The sequence below is a fragment of the Streptococcus sp. oral taxon 061 genome (assembly GCF_964211575.1).
Classification (GTDB): Bacteria; Bacillota; Bacilli; order Lactobacillales; family Streptococcaceae; genus Streptococcus.
Map to the genome: position 1 here is coordinate 39101 of NZ_CAXOQQ010000008.1, position 18183 is coordinate 57283.

Below are 18183 nucleotides of genomic sequence, written 5' to 3' on the forward strand. Positions count from 1 at the left end.
ATTAGAAAGAAAAAATCATGTCACAACAAGAAGAAATGAAAAACCTCAGCCTCCTCGGCAACAAAGAAACCAACTACATTTTCGAATATCAACCCCAAGTCCTCGAATCCTTTGACAATCGTCATGTGGAAAATGACTATTTCATCAAGTTCAACTGCCCTGAATTTACCTCACTTTGTCCCATCACTGCTCAGCCAGACTTTGCAACTATTTATATTTCCTACATTCCTGACAAGCTCTGTGTCGAGTCAAAGTCCCTCAAACTCTACCTCTTTAGCTACCGAAACCATGGAGATTTTCATGAAAACTGTATCAACACTATCGGGAAAGATTTGGTCAACTTGCTAGACCCTCGCTATTTAGAAGTCTGGGGAAAATTTACACCTCGCGGTGGCATTTCAATCGACCCCTACTACAACTACGGTAGACCTGGAACCAAGTATGAAGGATTGGCAGAACAACGCCTCTTCCAACATGACCTCTATCCAGAGAAAATTGACAACCGTTAAACTCATACTCAATGAAAATCAAAAAGCATACTAGGAAGCTAGCCGCAGGTTGCTCAAAGCACTGCTTTGAGGTTGTGGATAAGACTGACGAAGTCAGCTCAAAACACTGTTTTGAGGTTGCAGATAGAGCTGACGTGGTTTGAAGAGATTTTCGAAGAGTATCATACGAAAAAGCCCTGTTCCTCAAGATGAGGAGCAAGGCTTTTTGAATTTCAATTATTCTTCTGTTCCAAGAAAGTTTTTCGCAACAAGAGCTGCAAGAACACCACCAACGATTGGGGCAAGGATGAAAATCCATACTTGTTGAAGGGCTGCGCCACCTACAAAGACAGCTGGTGCCAAGCTACGAGCTGGATTAACTGAAAGTCCAGTAATGTTCAATCCCACAAGGATCATTGCCATCAAGGACAAACCGATTACCAAACCAGCGATTGCGCCATTCCCTTTGCTTGCTGAAGTTACAGTCATGATGACCAAAACAAACAAGAAGGTTGCGATTGTTTCAAACAAGAAACCACCAAAGACAGTTACACCATTTGCCAAGGCATTTTCACCAAGACTTGCAGTTGACATACCTGAATTTGCCAAGAGGAAGAATACAGATCCTGATGCAAGGAAAGCACCGACTACTTGACCAAGGATGTAGTTTACAAGCTCTGAAGATGACAAACGTTTGTTCACAAACATAGCGATAGAAACAGCTGGGTTCAAGTGAGCACCTGAAACAGTTCCGATTGAGAAAGCTGCGACTACGATTGCCAAACCAAAGGCAAGAGCAATTCCAAGGTGTCCAAGACCTTCAACACCATTTCCAAAAACAACAGCTCCTGTTCCGATGAACACAAGCATAAAAGTACCGATTAATTCAGCAACAAATTTTTTCATATTAAGTCTCCTTTTTTCAAACTATGTATTAGTCTATCAGAAGAAGGAAAGGGTTTCAAGAAAAGTGCTTGGAAAATATCGTGCGCTTTCCCCTTTACGCGATAGTTTTATTTTTCTAACTCTAAATCTCACACAGGAAAGTTTTCGATTATTTTGATCTTGAAAAATATTCATTTTTCCAAAAACCAGTCTTTGTTTGACACTAATTTCACAAAGGTATATACTAAAAAGCGATAGGACTTCTTTTAGAAGTCTATCACAACTCACTTATAACCCTTTGCTGTTCTTTTATGAACGTTGAAATGGTATCACGGATACCAAAGGAGGAATCATATGTCTAAAGTAGCTATTGTTACAGGTGCAGGTCAAGGAATCGGTTTTGCAATCGCAAAACGCTTGGTCCAAGATGGTTTTAAGGTTGGGGTATTAGACTACAATGCTGAAACAGCTGAAAAAGCAGTTGCTGAATTGTCAGCAGAGAATGCTTTAGCTGTTGTGGCTGATGTGTCTAAACAAGCAGAGGTTGCTGCAGCTTTCCAAAAAGTTGTAGACCATTTCGGAGACTTGAACGTTGTGGTAAACAACGCTGGAGTCGCTCCGACTACACCTCTAGATACGATTACAGAAGAACAGTTCAATCGTACCTTTGCTATTAACGTCGGTGGGGTAATCTGGGGAGCACAAGCTGCTCAAGCTCAATTCAAAGCACTTGGTCACGGTGGTAAAATCATCAACGCTACTTCTCAAGCAGGTGTTGTTGGAAATCCAAACTTGACTGTTTATGGTGGTACAAAATTCGCTGTTCGTGGTATTACTCAAACATTGGCGCGTGATTTAGCTGACTCAGGCATCACTGTTAATGCGTATGCTCCAGGTATCGTTAAAACACCAATGATGTATGATATCGCTCACGAAGTTGGGAAAAATGCAGGAAAAGACGACGAATGGGGTATGCAAACATTCGCAAAAGATATTACATTGAAACGCCTATCTGAGCCAGAAGATGTCGCTGCAGCTGTTAGCTTCCTTGCTGGACCAGATTCAAACTACATTACAGGTCAAACCATTATCGTCGATGGTGGTATGCAATTCCATTAAGATAAAAAAAAAAAGAGGTTGGAAAATAATCCAACCTCTTTTATCATCTCTATGATTCCAATTTCCAGAGTCATTTTGTGTTAGTTAAACTAATCTTTCATCAAGACTAGGAATACTCTCTGCTCTAAATAGTGTGATTTGCCCTGTTTTAATAGAGCACAAGATTAGGAACAGTTTGGATATCCATTTTTTCTGCGAAATCATCAAAAAATTAAAAATTCCCATTGCCATTATGGATTCGCTTATTTACTCTTTCGCGCGCCATTTCAAGAGCATAAAAAATCACCTTTTCTAGGTGATTTTTTCATAGTCTCTTATTTTTCCAATTCTAGCAAAACACTAATAGCTGATAGGGCATAAAGCGGTGCTGTTTCTGCTCGCAAAATTCGAGGACCAAGTCCTGCTAGAACTGCTCCTTTAGCTTCAAAAGATTCAATTTCTGCAGGTGAGAGACCTCCTTCTGGACCAAAGATAAAGAGCAGTTTGGCTCCCTTTTCAAGCTCAGCAACTGCTTGTATAAGTGCAGCTGATTCTCCTTCTTTAGCTGACTCTTCATAAGCCACCACAATAGAATCAAACTGATCCAGTTGGGCTAGAAAGTCTGCCTTTTTCTCAAAAAGGGTAATACTTGGGACTAGATTCCGCTTGCTTTGTTCTGCTGCTCCAAGGGCGATTTTTTCTAGCTTCTCAACCTTTTTGCCCAATTTCTTGCCGTCCCATTTGGCGACTGACCAGTCTGCAGGAAAGGCCCAGATTTGGCTTGCACCCAGTTCCGTCACTTTTTGAGTGATAAACTCGAGCTTGTCTCCCTTAGGGAAGCCTGATGCGATGGTCGCTTGGACTGGCAGTTCCACATTGTCAGCCAATTCCTCAACCAGCTCCAATCGACGTGCTTCCACATTGACCACGCGCGCCAAGCGCTTAATCCCATCATCAAAAACTAAGGTAACCTGGTCCTCTTCTTTCAAACGCATGACCTGAAACATGTGCTTGCTGGTCTCCTTATCCTCGATAGTGACAGGTGAGCTAGCCAAACCTTTTACAAAATACTGTTGCATGCTAGCCTCCAATCACACCAGAAATATCCTTGGTTTTCTTGAAGACACAGGCATTCCACTCCCCTTGGATCATGTGGGTTTCAAGGAAAAATCCAGCTGCTTCTGCTGACTCACGCACCATGTTCCACTTGTCCTTAATAATGCCACTCATGATCAGGTAGCCTTCATCCTTGACCAAGCGATGAGCATCATCCGTCATTTGAATGAGGATATCTGCCAAGATATTAGCCACGATGACGTCTGCCTCAATCTCCACGCCTTTAAGCAAATCGCCTGGGGCCACATGGATATTTTCCATGCCAGGATTGAGCTCAATATTTTCCTGAGCGACTCGAACCGCTACATCATCTAGGTCATAGGCGAAAATTTCCTTGGCACCTAGGAGAGAGCTAGCAATAGAAAGAACCCCTGAACCAGTCCCTACATCTAGCACTGTTTCGCCACCACGAAGGACCTGCTCTAAGGCAAAAAGACTCATCTTAGTCGTCGGGTGTGTTCCAGTCCCAAAGGCCATACCAGGATCCAGCTTGATAATCTTTTCTCCCGCTGTTGCTTCATAGTCCGTCCATGATGGCACAATGGTCAAGTCATGAGTGATACGAGCAGGTTCATAGTATTTCTTCCAGTTGTCTGCCCAGTCTTCCTCAGCCAAGGCAGTCGTCCCAATCTTGACCTCTCCCAAATCCATAAAGTCGGTCAATTCTGCTAAGCGAGCCTGCAAGTCCGCTTCTACTACTGCTACATCAACCGTTTCAGGGTAGTAGGCCGTGACCACGATTTCTTCTTGTTGCTCGACCTCAGGGAAAATTTCACCGAAACGATTGACGTTGCCCACATAGTCCATACTGTCTTCAATCGCAACACCCTGGGCACCCAGCTCAATCAAGAGATTAGAGACTAACTCCTCTCCCTCACGCTTAACCGTTACTTTTAACTCTTGCCATGTTTCCATTTTGTATTTTCCTTATTCTTCTTAAATTCTTCAATCACATCTGTATAGTGTTCTTTCATTGCGCTATGAATCTGCTGTTTAAAAATACCAAACATAAGATAATAAACAAATAGAACAATTCCTGCAAGCAGTAGCAAAAATAAAAAATGTACTGAAAGAGGCAGTACGAGACCTCTACCACTCAGTAAGGGTAAAACAAGCATTAATCCCCAAATAACAGCCATAGAGATCCCAGCTACTTTCGTACCACTTTCTCTCTGCTTCTTTAGCTTTAAATATTCCATATAAATAAATGCAGCTTCTTCCCTAGAGTATTGTCCAGTTTTTAGTTTGCGTTTAACTTCCTTGTTTAACGTCGTTGTTGCAATTGCAAAAATCATTTTACTTCCTCCAAATAATCCCTCAATCTCCCCTGTAGCTGAGGCACTGCTTGTTTAGCATTGAGAAATTCCTCAATGCTCATCAGTTTGTAATCCTGACCTTCATCTCCAAAGGTGATACTGTCAAACTGATCCTGATTTAACTGACCGACCATAAATACTGACTGTCTGCCTTCATAGAGCATGCTGGGATAGACCTTACTCCAAAGCAGGCAATCTTCGGTCAAGTGAATGCCTAGTTCCTCATAAACTTCACGCGCCGCGCATTCAAATGGGCTTTCGTCCTCCTCACAGCCACCACCCGGCAACTCCCACATGTTGGGCCAAGGGATAGTCGTTTTTTCATCGCGTAGTATGGTTTAAATCCTATCACCACAAAATAAGGCAATCTTGCAGCCAGAAAATTTTAAAAATGTTATATCAAAATTCAAAAACGGTCATCACTATATAACCCCTTTCAGAATAAATATATATATGAATCACTTTCTAAAAATAAAATCTATATATTATTACTTACATAAATTTAAGGAGGCTCACTAAAAAGCAAGCCCCTATTTTACACAATTCCTTTCAACTTAGCAAATCTTCAACTTCATGCTTCTTACAGTAATGATCTATATCATGAATCGCATCATGTTTAATAGAGTCAATTTTATCATATAAAAGCTTAAAAAAATTATCTCCCGAACTTAATTTTTCGAAGTCATTAATATTAAAATCCAATATTAAAATGTTATCCTTTAAAAAAATCTTCTTTACTAAGCCTGTTGCATCTTTCCAACCACTTCCGGTAAATCCTTCATAAGAAAAAATAACTCCAAACTTACATCCCTGATTTCTCAACAAAGAGTGAAACTTTCCTATCCAAGTGACGGATACTTTCTTGTTATAATTCTTACACTCAAATATAATATCTGTATCAATACTTAAGAATTGACAGAATAATTTTTTAGCCCCTATCTTGGTTCTCAGCAATAGATCAATTTCATTTGTATGTGTCCTTAAATTTGGGAACACTTCAAAAAAATCAGTACTCTCTGCTAAAAATACGACCAGTTCCTCCAGCGCTCCACCTTTTATGAATGATTTACTATTACTTCTGTTTTCACCTTTAAATTTATTAAGTTTCTTTATATACTCTTCCAGTTTCTTGTCTCTTAAAGTTAATTCTTTGAAAATATCCTCAGGTTCTAGAGAAAGTAGATAGCTTAATGCTTCTTTAACTTCAACTTCCATAATCTTTTTTAACCTCGTATATAACATACAGATTATCTTTTAGTGGAAATTCCTCGCTACATTCTTTACATGTAATCTCGTTAGGAAGGTTAATATAACTTATACCCTTAAAAACTTCCTTATAATTGTTATCATCTGGACATCTAAATTCAAATAATCTATCAAGAATCCCTTTCTTTTCAAGTCTATTTAATAAAATAAACGCTTGATCAATACTTATATCTAGTTTTCTAGCTACTGCACCAGGATACATATAAATTTTATTTTCATCTCGAAAATAAGGCTCCAATAATCCAATCATCTGTAATTCATTATATGTACTAGATTCATCTACCACTTTCTCTATATTTTTCAATAATATATTTGGTAACATAGTTCATCCCCTCAATGCCTCTTCCATTTGTATAATACTCCATTAGAGTAAAATCATTAGAATTATCACTTAACAAATTAACGAAATTAAATTTCACTTGAATCACTCTACGTTTAATCTCATTAGGCCATCTAAGAGATCGCCAAGGTAGCTCAGAAGTTTCTTCTGTATCTTTTATGAAATCCTCAAGTAATTGTTTAATTTGTTGGCATTCCTCATTCGCTTCAAACAAATCCGAATTGTCTTTAATAATTGCATCTAACTCTCCAAGTATCGGCAAAACCGTTTCATCCGAACTTTGAGAACTATTAAGAGTTGCATCTCCACCATTTGCTAGTTGCATTTTTTGAGAGCTAACTTTTACATTGCCATCATTTTCAGCGATAAAATTAACTGTTTGATCTAAAGGCATAGCGTCAAGATTTACAGCAAACTTAGATTCAATATCCCTTCTAATCTCAGAAATTCTTTCATTATAAAAATCGCTTTCATCGTTTCGTAAAAATCTTGAAATTGTATGCACTCTTGTTTCAATAACATTATATTCTGGATAATAGACTGCCAACATAGGATATCTCACAGAGTATGTTCTAGGGATACCTTCAATTAGTTTTACACCCACACAACGTTTTAAAAATTTTATAATATACAATTTTTCAGTTTTAATAACCGTAGGAACATCCTCAGTTGTAATCTTTTCTTCATTATGAATCAAGGAATCTAACTTCTCTTGTAAGTCATCACTTGGACTAGATACTTCAAAAATTGAGCTGTATTTATAAAGCTTTTCAAATTCAAATTTTTCAATAACCTTTTCAACTTTTTCACGTTCAGTTTCTAGCATTTTAGAAATAATTTCACGAGAATCTGGTGACAACTTATTATCCTCCTCATGTACAATCACTTCTGCATTTTTTAACATACGTTCAATAGTTTTTAAATCACTTTTTGAATATAGTTCAATTGAATCTTTTAGTAAATCTGACATATATCTCCTCACTCACCAACAAAAACTAAATAATTTCTTACATATATTCTCTTTGCATAGTAATACTATACTACACTTCGCTTCAATTGTAGCATAAATTAAGGATAAATTCTAGTATATCAATTGACACAGTTTTAAAAACATAGTATTTACTTCTAAAACATACAGTTTAATATAGAAAAGCAATCTTACAGCCTGTGAAATCAGAAATTTCTATTTCCATATTAGACTCCTTCGGCTAATTCCCTTTCCAGCTCGGCTAACCAGTTTTCATAATATCTTTTCTCATCTCGTAACATCCGGCTGCTATTCATTTTCTGTCTAGCAATCTTCATAGCCTTGTGAGTTTTAACTACATCTTTCTTTACCTTAAATTGATACCAAGCTTGAATGACCTGCATATCTGCTGTTTTTAGAGATAAAAAGGATTTGACCCCTCGAATACTTGCATATTCTTCCGCTTTCTTATTATCTCCTTCTATCAGAGCAATTTGAAGAAGGTATAATTGAGAAATAGTTTTAGACATTGGATTATCTGTTTTCTCTAACACAGACTGAAGCTGTTGCTTTGCAAGCTCTATATTATCATCCAATATGAATACCAATCCCTGAAGAGTCTGAACACTTTCTGCAAAACTCCCTCTCGCATCCTCAGCAACAGGCATGATAAAGTCTTTTAAATCATATTCTTGAGGAGCCAGCAAAGTTTGAGCAGAATGTCTCAATACCAAGTAGGCGTATTTGGTATTTTCAGGGTGTTGTCTCAATTCCCAAATTTTCGCTCCATCGGTGATGCCGACTGGCAAAGCATTGTTTAGGAAGAAAGACAAATTCAAAAAAATCCAAGTACCAGCAAAATACCAACTTCTTGTCAAAAATCCAAACAATATCGCCAATAACATCAAGCTGATATGAACTAGCAAGCCTCCTGAAAGCATCAGGATGATTCTTTGATCGCTTTCATCTTCTTTCAATCCAATATACTGAGCACCAACATTTTTCAAAACCGCTGTTCGACTAAGATGAAATCTGTCTGACTTTTTGGTCAAAAGAAAATGTCCTAATCCAAAAGCCACCAGCCGATAGCCTGTCAAGTAGCCGCAAAAAGCATGACCCAACTCATGAAGAATAAAAATTAAATACATGCTTAAAAGAGCGAAGGAATAACCAAAAGTGAATGCTAAAACTGCTGAATACCCCAACTCTGCAAATGCGATAGTTCCACAAGCAAAAGCTAGCATAATAAAGACAAAAGCTAGCACATTAACCAAATACGTCCCAATTTTCTTCATAAAATCTCCAACCAACTCCTAATATCTCGGATAAGGGTAAAATTCTCCTTCTTCCAAACCGACTTTCCCTTCTTCAAAGACTTCTTGGTTCCATTCCATGACGAATTCTTCTGCTTCTGGGTCTTCCAAAAAGTCCATGAGGGCATCTAGTCCAACCTCTGCAGTATCTTTAAGGAATAGCGCAAAATAAGCTAAAAATTCACGAGAAAAACCTTTCTTCGGTAGGTAAGGGATGACTGTGAGATAGTCTTCTGCATTAACTGTTGACTTGGCAGGGTTGTAAAAAAGTACCGCTTCTTCGAAAAGGATATCATCTGACGAAACCTCTCCGTCTTCATCTAACATCTCCACCCCTGCAGCATTTTGTGCCTCTAATAGAAAACTCACTTCAACCGCATGATTGCGCTTGTCCCAGTTAATCTCATAATCAAAAGGAAAGTTCTTGTCCAACTCTTCTTGTAAAACATCTAAAAATCCATATGTTGCCATTTTGTCCTCTTTCTATACGACTCTTAAATCGCCCCGAATACTCGGAAATATGCTAAAATAGATACTACCATCTTACCACATTCGTATCAGAAAATCCATGTTAGAAAGGACTGCTATGCCAGACAATCTCGCGCTTCGTATGCGCCCCAAAACCATCGACCAGGTCATCGGTCAGGAGCATCTAGTTGGACCTGGCAAGATTATCCGCCGTATGGTGGAAGCCAATCGCCTATCCTCTATGATCCTCTACGGACCTCCAGGCATCGGAAAAACCAGTATCGCTTCAGCCATCGCTGGAACGACCAAGTATGCTTTTCGGACCTTCAATGCGACAGTTGATAGTAAAAAACACCTCCAAGAAATCGCTGAGGAAGCTAAATTCTCAGGTGGCCTTGTACTGCTACTAGACGAGATTCATCGTCTTGACAAGACTAAACAAGACTTCCTCTTGCCTCTCTTGGAAAGTGGACTGGTCATTATGATTGGAGCGACGACTGAAAATCCTTTCTTTTCTGTCACGCCAGCCATTCGTAGCCGTGTTCAGATTTTTGAGTTGGAACCCTTGTCTAACCAAGATGTCAAAGAGGCCATTCAAATCGCCCTGACTGACCCTGAACGAGGCTTTGATTTCCCTGTTGAGTTAGATGATGATGCCCTTGATTTTATCGCAACATCTACCAACGGTGATCTCCGTTCTGCCTTTAACTCGCTGGATTTGGCAGTTCTCTCCACTCCAGCTAATGACAAAGGTATACGTCATATCACGCTTGACATCATGGAAAATAGTCTGCAACGGAGTTACATTACTATGGACAAGGATGGAGACGGACACTATGATGTTCTATCTGCCCTTCAAAAGTCTATTCGCGGATCAGATGTGGACGCTAGTCTCCACTATGCTGCTCGCTTGATAGAGGCCGGTGACCTTCCTAGCCTAGCTCGTCGTTTGACTGTTATTGCTTATGAAGATATCGGCTTAGCCAATCCCGAAGCTCAGATTCATACCGTAACTGCTTTGGATGCTGCCCAAAGGATCGGTTTCCCAGAAGCCCGCATCCTCATCGCCAATGTCGTCATTGATCTGGCACTTTCACCTAAGTCTAACTCAGCCTATGTGGCTATAGATAAGGCCTTGGCTGACCTTAAAACATCGGGGCATCTGCCAATCCCACGTCACCTGCGAGATGGCCACTATAGTGGTAGCAAGGAATTAGGCAATGCCCAAAACTACCTCTATCCACATAACTACCCAGGTCACTGGGTCAAACAAGAGTACTTGCCAGAAAAAATTCGCAACCATAGCTACTTCTCACCAGAAGATAGTGGAAAATACGAACGTGCCCTGGCTCAACGCAAGGAAACCATTGATAAATTACGAAACTTATGAAATCCTTTTCAAAATTTTTAATTTTCCCTTGATTTTTTTTGAAAAAGTGGTATCATATAATCATAGAAACGCTGTGGTGTACGACTTCACATTTAAGTGTTGACCGACTATTTTTTGTATTATTAGGGAAACAAAAGTCTTCTAACAGCATGTAGGCCGTCTCACACGGAAACAGCTTCAGTTAGAGCGAGTTGCCCACCTGCTTAATTGCGCGGGTTCAATACAAACCGTGAAGTTTCGGCACCAATACAGCTTTTTATTTGCCTCCTTAGCTCAGTTGGTAGAGCAGTAGACTCTTAATCTATGGGTCACAGGTTCGAGCCCTGTAGGGGGCATCTAAATCAACAGGAAAAAGCCTTGATTTATAAGGCTTTTTTGCTTGTCTATAACTGATTTGCCCCATCATTTGCCCCACATTTTTTTTATGAGCAATCTTTCCAGACATCTCTGATTATGAAAAACAAAAAAGCTATCCTACCTTTGCAAATTTGGATAAGATAGCGGAATATTTTAATGCAACTCCAACCCAACTCTTTGGAACGAGTAAAGAGATTGAGTTAGAAAAGAGTGTTCTTGAATCTAATGAATACTCTGATAAAGTAAGTGAAATCTTAAAAGCTGTCAAATACATCGAGCATTTCCTACATACTGATGGACAGTACTTAGAGGATTTACTTTACCTAACAAGAGGCAACCAACTATACACAGAAGATGGAAAAGAGTTGTATATTGATCCAACTTCTCAGAAAAGAACACTTCATACCCAATATGAACCTGGTTTTATTGAAGCAAGGGATAAATCTCCACTAGAACTCTTAATTGAAAATAAGGAATTGTTTGATAAATAGAAAAAGCGAGGATAACCTCGCTTCAGATTGAAGTTAAAATCTTTAGAAGACACTTTTATAAGGACTTTGTCTTCAATCTGTGAAAAGGAGTGAAAACTCCTTTTCTTTTTGTAAGTCAGACTGAAACTTCCAAATTGTTTATTTATTTTATTGACATTTTCTATAAAAATAAGTATAATAGTTTTATTAGCAAACTATACTATATAGGGGGTATTGAAATGAAATTTTCTAATCGTTTACTGCTATTCCTTGCAGGAGTTGTTTTTGTCCTTTTAGGACTTTTCCTATTTACAAACCCAGTAGCTAATCTTGTTGCTTACAGCTGGTGGATTTCATTTGGTTTACTGGTTTCTTCTATAGCAGCTATTTTAGGCTATTTCTCTGCACCAAAAGAGCTTCGCTCACCTGTTTATCTTTTCCAAGGATTTGTTAGTCTTCTCTTAGCTCTTTACCTCGTTGCTTATGGCTTTGTGACCCTGCCGGTCGTCATTCCGACCATTGTAGGAATTTGGTTAATTGTAGAAGCCATTATTGCTTTCTTTAAAGGCAATCGTCTAAGATTGATTTTCCCTATTATTGGTAGCAATATCACGTGGGTAGCCTTGCTTGAATTTTTACTAGGTCTAGTGATTCTGTTCAATCCAGTGGCTACAGGTGTCTTTGTCGTTTATGTCATTGCCTTTTCAGTTTTAGTTACTGGCTTCACCTACATTATTGAGGCCTTTCGTAAATAGTCTAGTTGCTATTTCTATCGCATTCAAAAAAGCTGGGAAATCATATTCTCAGCTTTTTTGTCTCTTTAATTATCACTTTTTCGCATTCCATTCTGCGTAGAAATTTGTTTTTCCATTTTATCCTCCGATTTGAACTCGCACTGACATTTATTTATAACAACACTATATATCTAGTATGGCATAATCATTAGGTATTATAGATTTTCAAACCAAATGTGAGTCATTCGTTTTTGCCCCACTTTTGCCACGTTTTTAAAGCCTGACAGTGAAAACACCTAAAAGTATTTCCCTAAAATCAGCTATATTTCAACATTTTTGTTTATTTTCAATATGAAAAGTTCTTACAAATCCATGTAGGGGGCATCTAAATCAACAGGAAAAAGCCTTGATTTCAAGGCTTTTTTGATGTCAAATAACTTTTTGTAGCAAATCATTATAAAGGTTTTCCAACCTTATCAAACTTATCATTTATTCTCAATCAATTGCTAGCAATATTTGATAAGACCAACTGTTTTTTACAGTACAGAGCTAGTCTATAATTAACTAAACTATACTAATTTGTGCCCATATTACATGGCCAATCCGCATAGAGATTAAAATGGGCTATTATGAATTCATAAATTTTCGCAACAGAACAAGAGCAAGTCATTTAGAAATAAAAGAGAAGAGAATCTTTCACTCTCTTCTTAGTATATCTTATTAAATTCAGTCTTTCTCAATCTACCTGATTTTCCTTTGCAACGACAAATTCTTTAACCAATCGATAGATAACAGCAGATATCGGTGTAAAGAATATCATCCCAAGTAAGCCAAAGAGATTGCCTCCAATACTAGCAGCCGCAAGCGTGAAAATAGCTGGCAAACCAATAGACTGACCTACAACTCTAGGATAAATAAGGTTTCCTTCAATCAGCTGTATAACTTGATATAGAAGAAGAGAAAGTAAGGCTTGAGTAGGACTCACTGTGAAGATAAAAATCGCTCCCACAACACAAGCAATCATAGGCCCTACATAAGGAATGAACGATAGCACTCCTGCAAAGATACCTGTCATTACTCCATAGGGTATCCCAAACACGCTGTAACCAACCGCTATCATAACTCCTATGATAACTGCTTCAATCAGCTGACTCATCAAAAATTGGTCATAAGTCTCTAGTGCTACTTGTCCAATGTAAGTCAACTTTATCACCACCTTCTCTGGAAGAAAAACTTTTAGAAGTCGACTCGTCATCGCTGCCAAATGTTCCTTACTGGATAAAAATAAAAAGGTGAAGACTATAATCAAAAAGGCATTCATCAAACTTGAAAAAATATTGCCGATATTACTAGTCAGACCTGATAAAAAACCTATCAAAGCTTGGCTAATAGAACTAGATTGTCCCTGTATGCCTGATACGATAGTTGACAACATGTCTTTGGTTACAAATTCCGAGCTGCCTAGCAATTTCCCAAGTTGAGTAAGGACTGTTGAAAGGACTGTTCCCAGCTGACTAATAGTCTGGGCTAGGGTTGGCAGCACCAAAACCAAAAGAGCAATCACGATTAAGATAAGAGCTAGGAAAACAAGTACCATGGCAATCGGACGACGCAACTCTGCCTTTACCTTCAATTTAACTAAGTACTGTTCAATTTTTTTCATAGGAACATTAAGCACAAAAGCAATAACAGCGCCATAAATCAAGGTTGAAGTCACGTCAAAGAAAGAGATTGCTCCTGATATAAAGCTCGACGCATTCAGAATCACAAGAGCAACCAGCCCTATAAAAAGGATTAACGGGGTGTATTTTTTTACTAAGTTCATAAATTCTCCTTAATAAACATGTTTAGATACGACTATACTATTTGGTTTTTCAAACTCTCGATTAAGGTAGGCTTGGTAAGTTCCTGGAGCGATAAATCCTTTGGGTGAGAGGATATCGGTGCCAGCCTGACCGACTATGGTATCAGCCAAGAGCACACAGTTTGTAGATAAGACAAAGTAGGATTTAAACTTAGATTTGATAAATTTATAAAGTTCCCCATCCGTCTCATGTCTGATTTTATAAGCGTAGGTGTAGTCTTCCTTACCATCTTCCGTTTTAATTTTATCTGCGCTTGGCTCCCAAGGAATCGTTAGTTGTTTTAATTCAGCTAATTTTTCCTGAACCGCTTCTTCCATTTCCGGTGTCAAATCTATTCCGTAACCAAATAGCGTTTTTTGACTCTCCCGTTTACATAAGTCAATGTACTTATCACGGTCGCAAAAATATAAAACACCATCTCCAACCATACCAAATAAGGTCTCAGATGACGGATCATAGTTTCCATAAGAAATCACACGTCCTTGATAACAAAGGTCCACATGACCAATAGCTGAAAATAGAGAAGTCTCCGCTGTATGAACGAAAATTTCAAGATCTGCTGTCTTACCAAACTTCACCATTCCAAGATAGATTTCCTCTTCCTCATCAGCATTTTCCTGCATGAATTTATTGATTTTTGCTAAAGTACTTGCAGGGATGAGAGCGGCTAGGGCAATAGGTAAGCTCATTCTGACACGACGTTTGAGATGGTTTTTCCCAATTTCCTTTTCAAATAAGAAACCGTCACGGATATTGGACACACCATAAAGGCAAAAATAAGCCCCTAAAACAAAGAGTTGAAAGACAGAATTTCCCGTAGAGGACAAAAGACTAGTCCCACCAAGAAAAACTAGTACGAGACCATCTAGTAAGAAACGAAAACGAGGTCGAATTTTGTTTTTGCGGTAGAGAACATAGGTGACAAGGTTGATACTAGCATGAAAAATCTGAGAAATTCCAATCACAAGAGCCAAAATATAAATTGGCACATCAGTAGCAAGATTCGAGCCTAGCAAATATCCCATCACTAACAATTTAACCAGTGCAACTCCCAAGGTGTCCGTTGACTGACTTTTTTTGAAAATACGTAATACTAAATCTAAGACCGTTGCTATCCAAGCTAAAAACAGAACCAGTCGAATAACCGTCACTGGCAACCAAGTTCCCGTGACCATCAAGATAAGACCTAGCAGAACAAACAAGAAACCCTGAACAAGTAATTTCTTACCTGTCAGACCTAAAGAAAGAATTTTTTCCATAAAAGACCTTTCAAAAATAATAATTAAGCCCTTTGATCAAATTGACTGGTAAATAGCTGACGGCACAAACAGCCTGTGCCAGCAAGACATGGCGACTGACTGTAGCAATGTCACCATCTTGTCTTTTGCACTTCTGAAATTTGTTTTATTGAGTCGAAATCAGAGCTTATAAAAACTAGCTAAACTTGAGAGATAAGTACAATTGAGACGAAAAAATGTCTAACCAATACTACTTGTAAAGGTAAGAAAATATTATTTCTATTCTATTAATGATTTATATACTATCTATTATGACACAATACTCACTATAGTTCAACTTTTTACCTATTTAAAACCATAAAGCCTACATAACTCTTTGAAGAGAACAAAAATCTGAATGTAATAAGATAGTACCCATTACCCATATTATAATTAGATTATGAATTGAAGCTTTTTGGAACTAAAATTAGGAATAATTGAGAAAGTAGGGAGGGAAATTTTGCTTTTACCCCATTTTGAAATAATTTCATTTTAGATTTTTCTAAGTTTCTTTCAAAGAGCCTGCAGGGGGCATCTAAACAACAGGAAAAAGCCTTGATTTACAAGGCTTTTTTGTTTTTCTAAAAGATTTTCTCTAGATATTTAGCAGAATCCCAAGATAGTTTCTCAATGTTCCACTTCTTCCTTAAATCGTACTTTTCCTTGGCTGTATAATCTCATAATCTTCACAAAGCGAACTGGATTGTTTTGGTTATACAAAAGAAATACTGAAAAGAATAACAAGCCAGCAAACCACAAACCATAGCCTTCATCACCAATCGGTTGGCCAAATTTTAGAGGAAGAATCAAGAAATACAAAAAGTAATAGATAGACACTATATTTACTACAAAGCGGGCAAATCGATAAGGTAAAGCAGACAGTTGTCTAGGATCAAACTGGTTTTTTACAAACAAATTATGAGATGCTGCAAAGAAAAAGACTTTCTCTGTCGTTGGCTGGGCCTTTCGAACATTTTTATAAAGTGCTCGTTCAAGTATAGCAACCAACAAGGAAAACTGCATCAACCAAAATAGAAGAATACAGGCTAGACTGAACCAGTTATAGACACCAATAAACTTGAGGGAAAAGAAGCCCGAAATTGCAGGTCCACCTACTAGTAAGAGAATTACCAATTCAGGAATAAAAGAATTCGTTTCACCAGCTTTTTCAGTATTGAGCAACTTACTCTTTGGAGCAGCTAAAGCCTCTCCTGTCTTTTGGTCATAATAAACAGCCTGACCATTGCATTCGCCGATAAAGACACGACGGCGTCCGAGAAAAAACATATTGACCTCTTTCTATTTATGAAAACAAATTCTCAAAATCTCCTAACCATTAGGAACAAGTTTCAAAATGAAAAATCTACTCTTCATATTCTGGGTGTTTGCGTACATAGCGTGCCGCCTGAACTCCATCCACTATGAGAGCTGGTAAAAAGAGGTTCATCAAGATGCCCAAGAAAATACCAAAGACATTCTCAATGTAGCCAGTGAGAATAGCTGGGGCTAATATGACAGCTACAAAAGCAACTCCAAAATTAAACAATCGCTCTTGCTTCTTGTTATTGTCTTTACCACCATAAGTCTCCCATCGGTTGAAAGCCCAGATTTTCCCCTGATTTTTAGGAAGATAATACCAGGAATAGAGACCTGTAGAAAAAAGCAGGATACATAGAGCTACGAGATTGTAAATAAGTGCCCAGACTGAATAGATTCCGTCATTACCAACTAGCATAATCAAGCCTGTAAAAGTCATGACAACGTTTAAAATCAAAACAAGTATAGAAACATAAAGATAGATAAAACTCTTAAATCTCACAATAAAACGATTGAAGAAAGAGAGTGGGATTGCCACACCACTAATAAACATGCAAATAATGAACAAGAGTTTATAAATACCAATATGATCGATATAGGTCGTCCCAAAATACGCCATAAAAGAGACTACTAAGCTAATCCAAGATAGAAGCTTGATATAACCTAGACTAACCCCATTTGTAATCAAAGGACCGTGGTAGCGTTCTTCGATCACTACTTTCTTTTTCTTTGAAGATTTTGACATCAATATACCTTCTTATCTGTTCTGAATAACATTTTAATACTAGTATACCACAAACCAACTTACTAGGTCATAGGATAGCTAAGAGCCACATCTTGCTAAAAGGTTGACAGAACTTCGCTCCATAGGATATGATGGGAATACCTAGAATTTTATCTCTCCATGATCTTTACTCCTTCTACTGAAAAAGCGTTGGTGAGTTCAATTCTATATCTGGAGGTTTCTATGAAAATCTATTATTCAAAATTTGTCGGTGTCGGCTATCTAGTCTTTGCGGCGGGTGTATTCTTTCAATTTTTCTTTTTCCTCGCGCATGGATTGATCGACTTTTCCCAGCTTAGTCTTCTCACTGTGGTTCCAACCATCCTCTTTTTCGCTGCTATCTATTCAACGATTGCAGGTATCAAAAGACTTTCTAGTCGTAGGCTCTCCTTTGAATTCACCTTTGAAGGTATTTATGTCTATCCCGGGTTATTCTTCTCAAAAGAAATCTTCATCCCAAAAGAAGAATTGTTGCGAGCATCATATGTTGAAGTGGATGTCAGTGACCCCGACCATGTCAACAGCAAGGCTTGCTATTTAGATTTTGACCTGAGAGAGGTGACCCAGCTAGAAGATATCTCTAAGTCAAACGTCATCATCGATACAAGTGTTCTGATATTGCGACTCGCCCTTAGCCTCTGTCGATTTAGAGAGGAAGAAAAAGCCGAGTTGGCGACCTATCTAAAAGAAAACTACGGAATTGATTTCTTATATTAGCAAGTAATAAAAAAG

At 38.2% G+C, this 18183-nt stretch carries 19 protein-coding genes, 1 tRNA gene and 1 pseudogene; 7 read left to right on the forward strand and 14 right to left on the reverse strand.

The genetic code is table 11. The features are described 5' to 3' along the window. Positions 1-17: 17 nt before the first annotated feature. Positions 18-509, forward strand: a complete 492-nt coding sequence (queF, locus tag AB8E63_RS06995) for a preQ(1) synthase (RefSeq protein WP_247913212.1) — start codon at positions 18-20, stop codon at positions 507-509. Between the two features lie 216 nt (positions 510-725). Here the strand turns inward: queF and AB8E63_RS07000 are convergent, their stop codons facing one another. Further along, on the reverse strand, positions 726-1394 hold the full coding sequence (locus tag AB8E63_RS07000; RefSeq protein ID WP_036758368.1) for an MIP/aquaporin family protein: 669 nt from the start codon (positions 1392-1394) through the stop codon (positions 726-728). Between the two features lie 333 nt (positions 1395-1727). Between AB8E63_RS07000 and AB8E63_RS07005 the strand changes: the two genes are divergently transcribed. Further along, positions 1728-2492: a (S)-acetoin forming diacetyl reductase gene (locus AB8E63_RS07005; RefSeq protein WP_004250763.1), complete on the forward strand. Its 765-nt coding sequence runs from the start codon at positions 1728-1730 to the stop codon at positions 2490-2492. A 314-nt stretch (positions 2493-2806) separates the two neighbouring features. On the opposite strand, the gene AB8E63_RS07010 is transcribed toward AB8E63_RS07005, so the two are convergent. The 9 genes and pseudogenes from AB8E63_RS07010 to AB8E63_RS07050 form a co-directional block, all read right to left on the reverse strand. Further along, the gene (locus AB8E63_RS07010; RefSeq protein ID WP_368910533.1) at positions 2807-3550 is read right to left on the reverse strand and encodes a 16S rRNA (uracil(1498)-N(3))-methyltransferase; all 744 of its coding nucleotides are present in this window, start codon (positions 3548-3550) and stop codon (positions 2807-2809) included. Position 3551: 1 nt separating this feature from the next. After that, positions 3552-4502: a 50S ribosomal protein L11 methyltransferase gene (gene prmA, locus AB8E63_RS07015; protein WP_368910534.1), complete on the reverse strand. Its 951-nt coding sequence runs from the start codon at positions 4500-4502 to the stop codon at positions 3552-3554. Continuing rightward, positions 4481-4882, reverse strand: coding sequence for a hypothetical protein (locus AB8E63_RS07020; protein ID WP_368910535.1), 402 nt, complete (start codon positions 4880-4882; stop codon positions 4481-4483). Before AB8E63_RS07020 ends, prmA begins: the two co-directional genes overlap by 22 nt. Next, positions 4879-5301, reverse strand: a pseudogene (locus tag AB8E63_RS07025) (NUDIX hydrolase). The gene AB8E63_RS07020 and the pseudogene AB8E63_RS07025 overlap by 4 nt, the downstream one beginning before the upstream one ends. A 151-nt stretch (positions 5302-5452) precedes the next feature. Further along, positions 5453-6118 (reverse strand): restriction endonuclease, encoded by a 666-nt coding sequence (locus AB8E63_RS07030; protein WP_368910536.1) that lies wholly within the window; start codon positions 6116-6118, stop codon positions 5453-5455. Further along, positions 6108-6491 (reverse strand): hypothetical protein, encoded by a 384-nt coding sequence (locus tag AB8E63_RS07035; protein ID WP_368910538.1) that lies wholly within the window; start codon positions 6489-6491, stop codon positions 6108-6110. Before AB8E63_RS07035 ends, AB8E63_RS07030 begins: the two co-directional genes overlap by 11 nt. After that, positions 6445-7479: a hypothetical protein gene (locus AB8E63_RS07040; RefSeq protein WP_368910540.1), complete on the reverse strand. Its 1035-nt coding sequence runs from the start codon at positions 7477-7479 to the stop codon at positions 6445-6447. Before AB8E63_RS07040 ends, AB8E63_RS07035 begins: the two co-directional genes overlap by 47 nt. 224 nt (positions 7480-7703) lie before the next feature. Next, entirely contained in the window at positions 7704-8771 is a 1068-nt protein-coding gene (locus AB8E63_RS07045; protein WP_368910542.1) for a site-2 protease family protein, read from the reverse strand. An 18-nt stretch (positions 8772-8789) separates the two neighbouring features. Next, entirely contained in the window at positions 8790-9260 is a 471-nt protein-coding gene (locus AB8E63_RS07050; RefSeq protein ID WP_320693621.1) for a DUF3013 family protein, read from the reverse strand. Positions 9261-9375: 115 nt separating this feature from the next. Between AB8E63_RS07050 and AB8E63_RS07055 the strand changes: the two genes are divergently transcribed. From AB8E63_RS07055 to AB8E63_RS07070, 4 genes are all read left to right on the forward strand, one after another. Then, positions 9376-10647: a replication-associated recombination protein A gene (locus tag AB8E63_RS07055; RefSeq protein ID WP_368910607.1), complete on the forward strand. Its 1272-nt coding sequence runs from the start codon at positions 9376-9378 to the stop codon at positions 10645-10647. Between the two features lie 262 nt (positions 10648-10909). Next, a tRNA-Lys gene (locus tag AB8E63_RS07060) sits at positions 10910-10982 on the forward strand. Between the two features lie 96 nt (positions 10983-11078). Further along, the gene (locus AB8E63_RS07065; protein WP_235084148.1) at positions 11079-11495 is read left to right on the forward strand and encodes a helix-turn-helix domain-containing protein; all 417 of its coding nucleotides are present in this window, start codon (positions 11079-11081) and stop codon (positions 11493-11495) included. A gap of 218 nt (positions 11496-11713) precedes the next feature. Next, complete coding sequence (locus AB8E63_RS07070) at positions 11714-12229, forward strand: HdeD family acid-resistance protein (RefSeq protein WP_006150850.1); 516 nt, start codon at positions 11714-11716, stop codon at positions 12227-12229. A 715-nt stretch (positions 12230-12944) separates the two neighbouring features. Here the strand turns inward: AB8E63_RS07070 and AB8E63_RS07075 are convergent. From AB8E63_RS07075 to AB8E63_RS07090, 4 genes are all read right to left on the reverse strand, one after another. Beyond that, entirely contained in the window at positions 12945-14033 is a 1089-nt protein-coding gene (locus AB8E63_RS07075) for an AI-2E family transporter (protein WP_368910544.1), read from the reverse strand. 9 nt (positions 14034-14042) lie between these two features. Next, positions 14043-15332 (reverse strand): hypothetical protein, encoded by a 1290-nt coding sequence (locus AB8E63_RS07080; RefSeq protein WP_075229763.1) that lies wholly within the window; start codon positions 15330-15332, stop codon positions 14043-14045. A gap of 645 nt (positions 15333-15977) precedes the next feature. Beyond that, complete coding sequence (locus AB8E63_RS07085; protein ID WP_004250746.1) at positions 15978-16637, reverse strand: hypothetical protein; 660 nt, start codon at positions 16635-16637, stop codon at positions 15978-15980. Between the two features lie 76 nt (positions 16638-16713). Continuing rightward, entirely contained in the window at positions 16714-17412 is a 699-nt protein-coding gene (locus AB8E63_RS07090) for a hypothetical protein (protein ID WP_368910545.1), read from the reverse strand. Positions 17413-17634: 222 nt separating this feature from the next. Here AB8E63_RS07090 and AB8E63_RS07095 point away from each other — a divergent pair, with 222 nt between their 5' ends. Next, the gene (locus AB8E63_RS07095) at positions 17635-18168 is read left to right on the forward strand and encodes a hypothetical protein (RefSeq protein ID WP_074324530.1); all 534 of its coding nucleotides are present in this window, start codon (positions 17635-17637) and stop codon (positions 18166-18168) included. Positions 18169-18183: the final 15 nt, after the last annotated feature.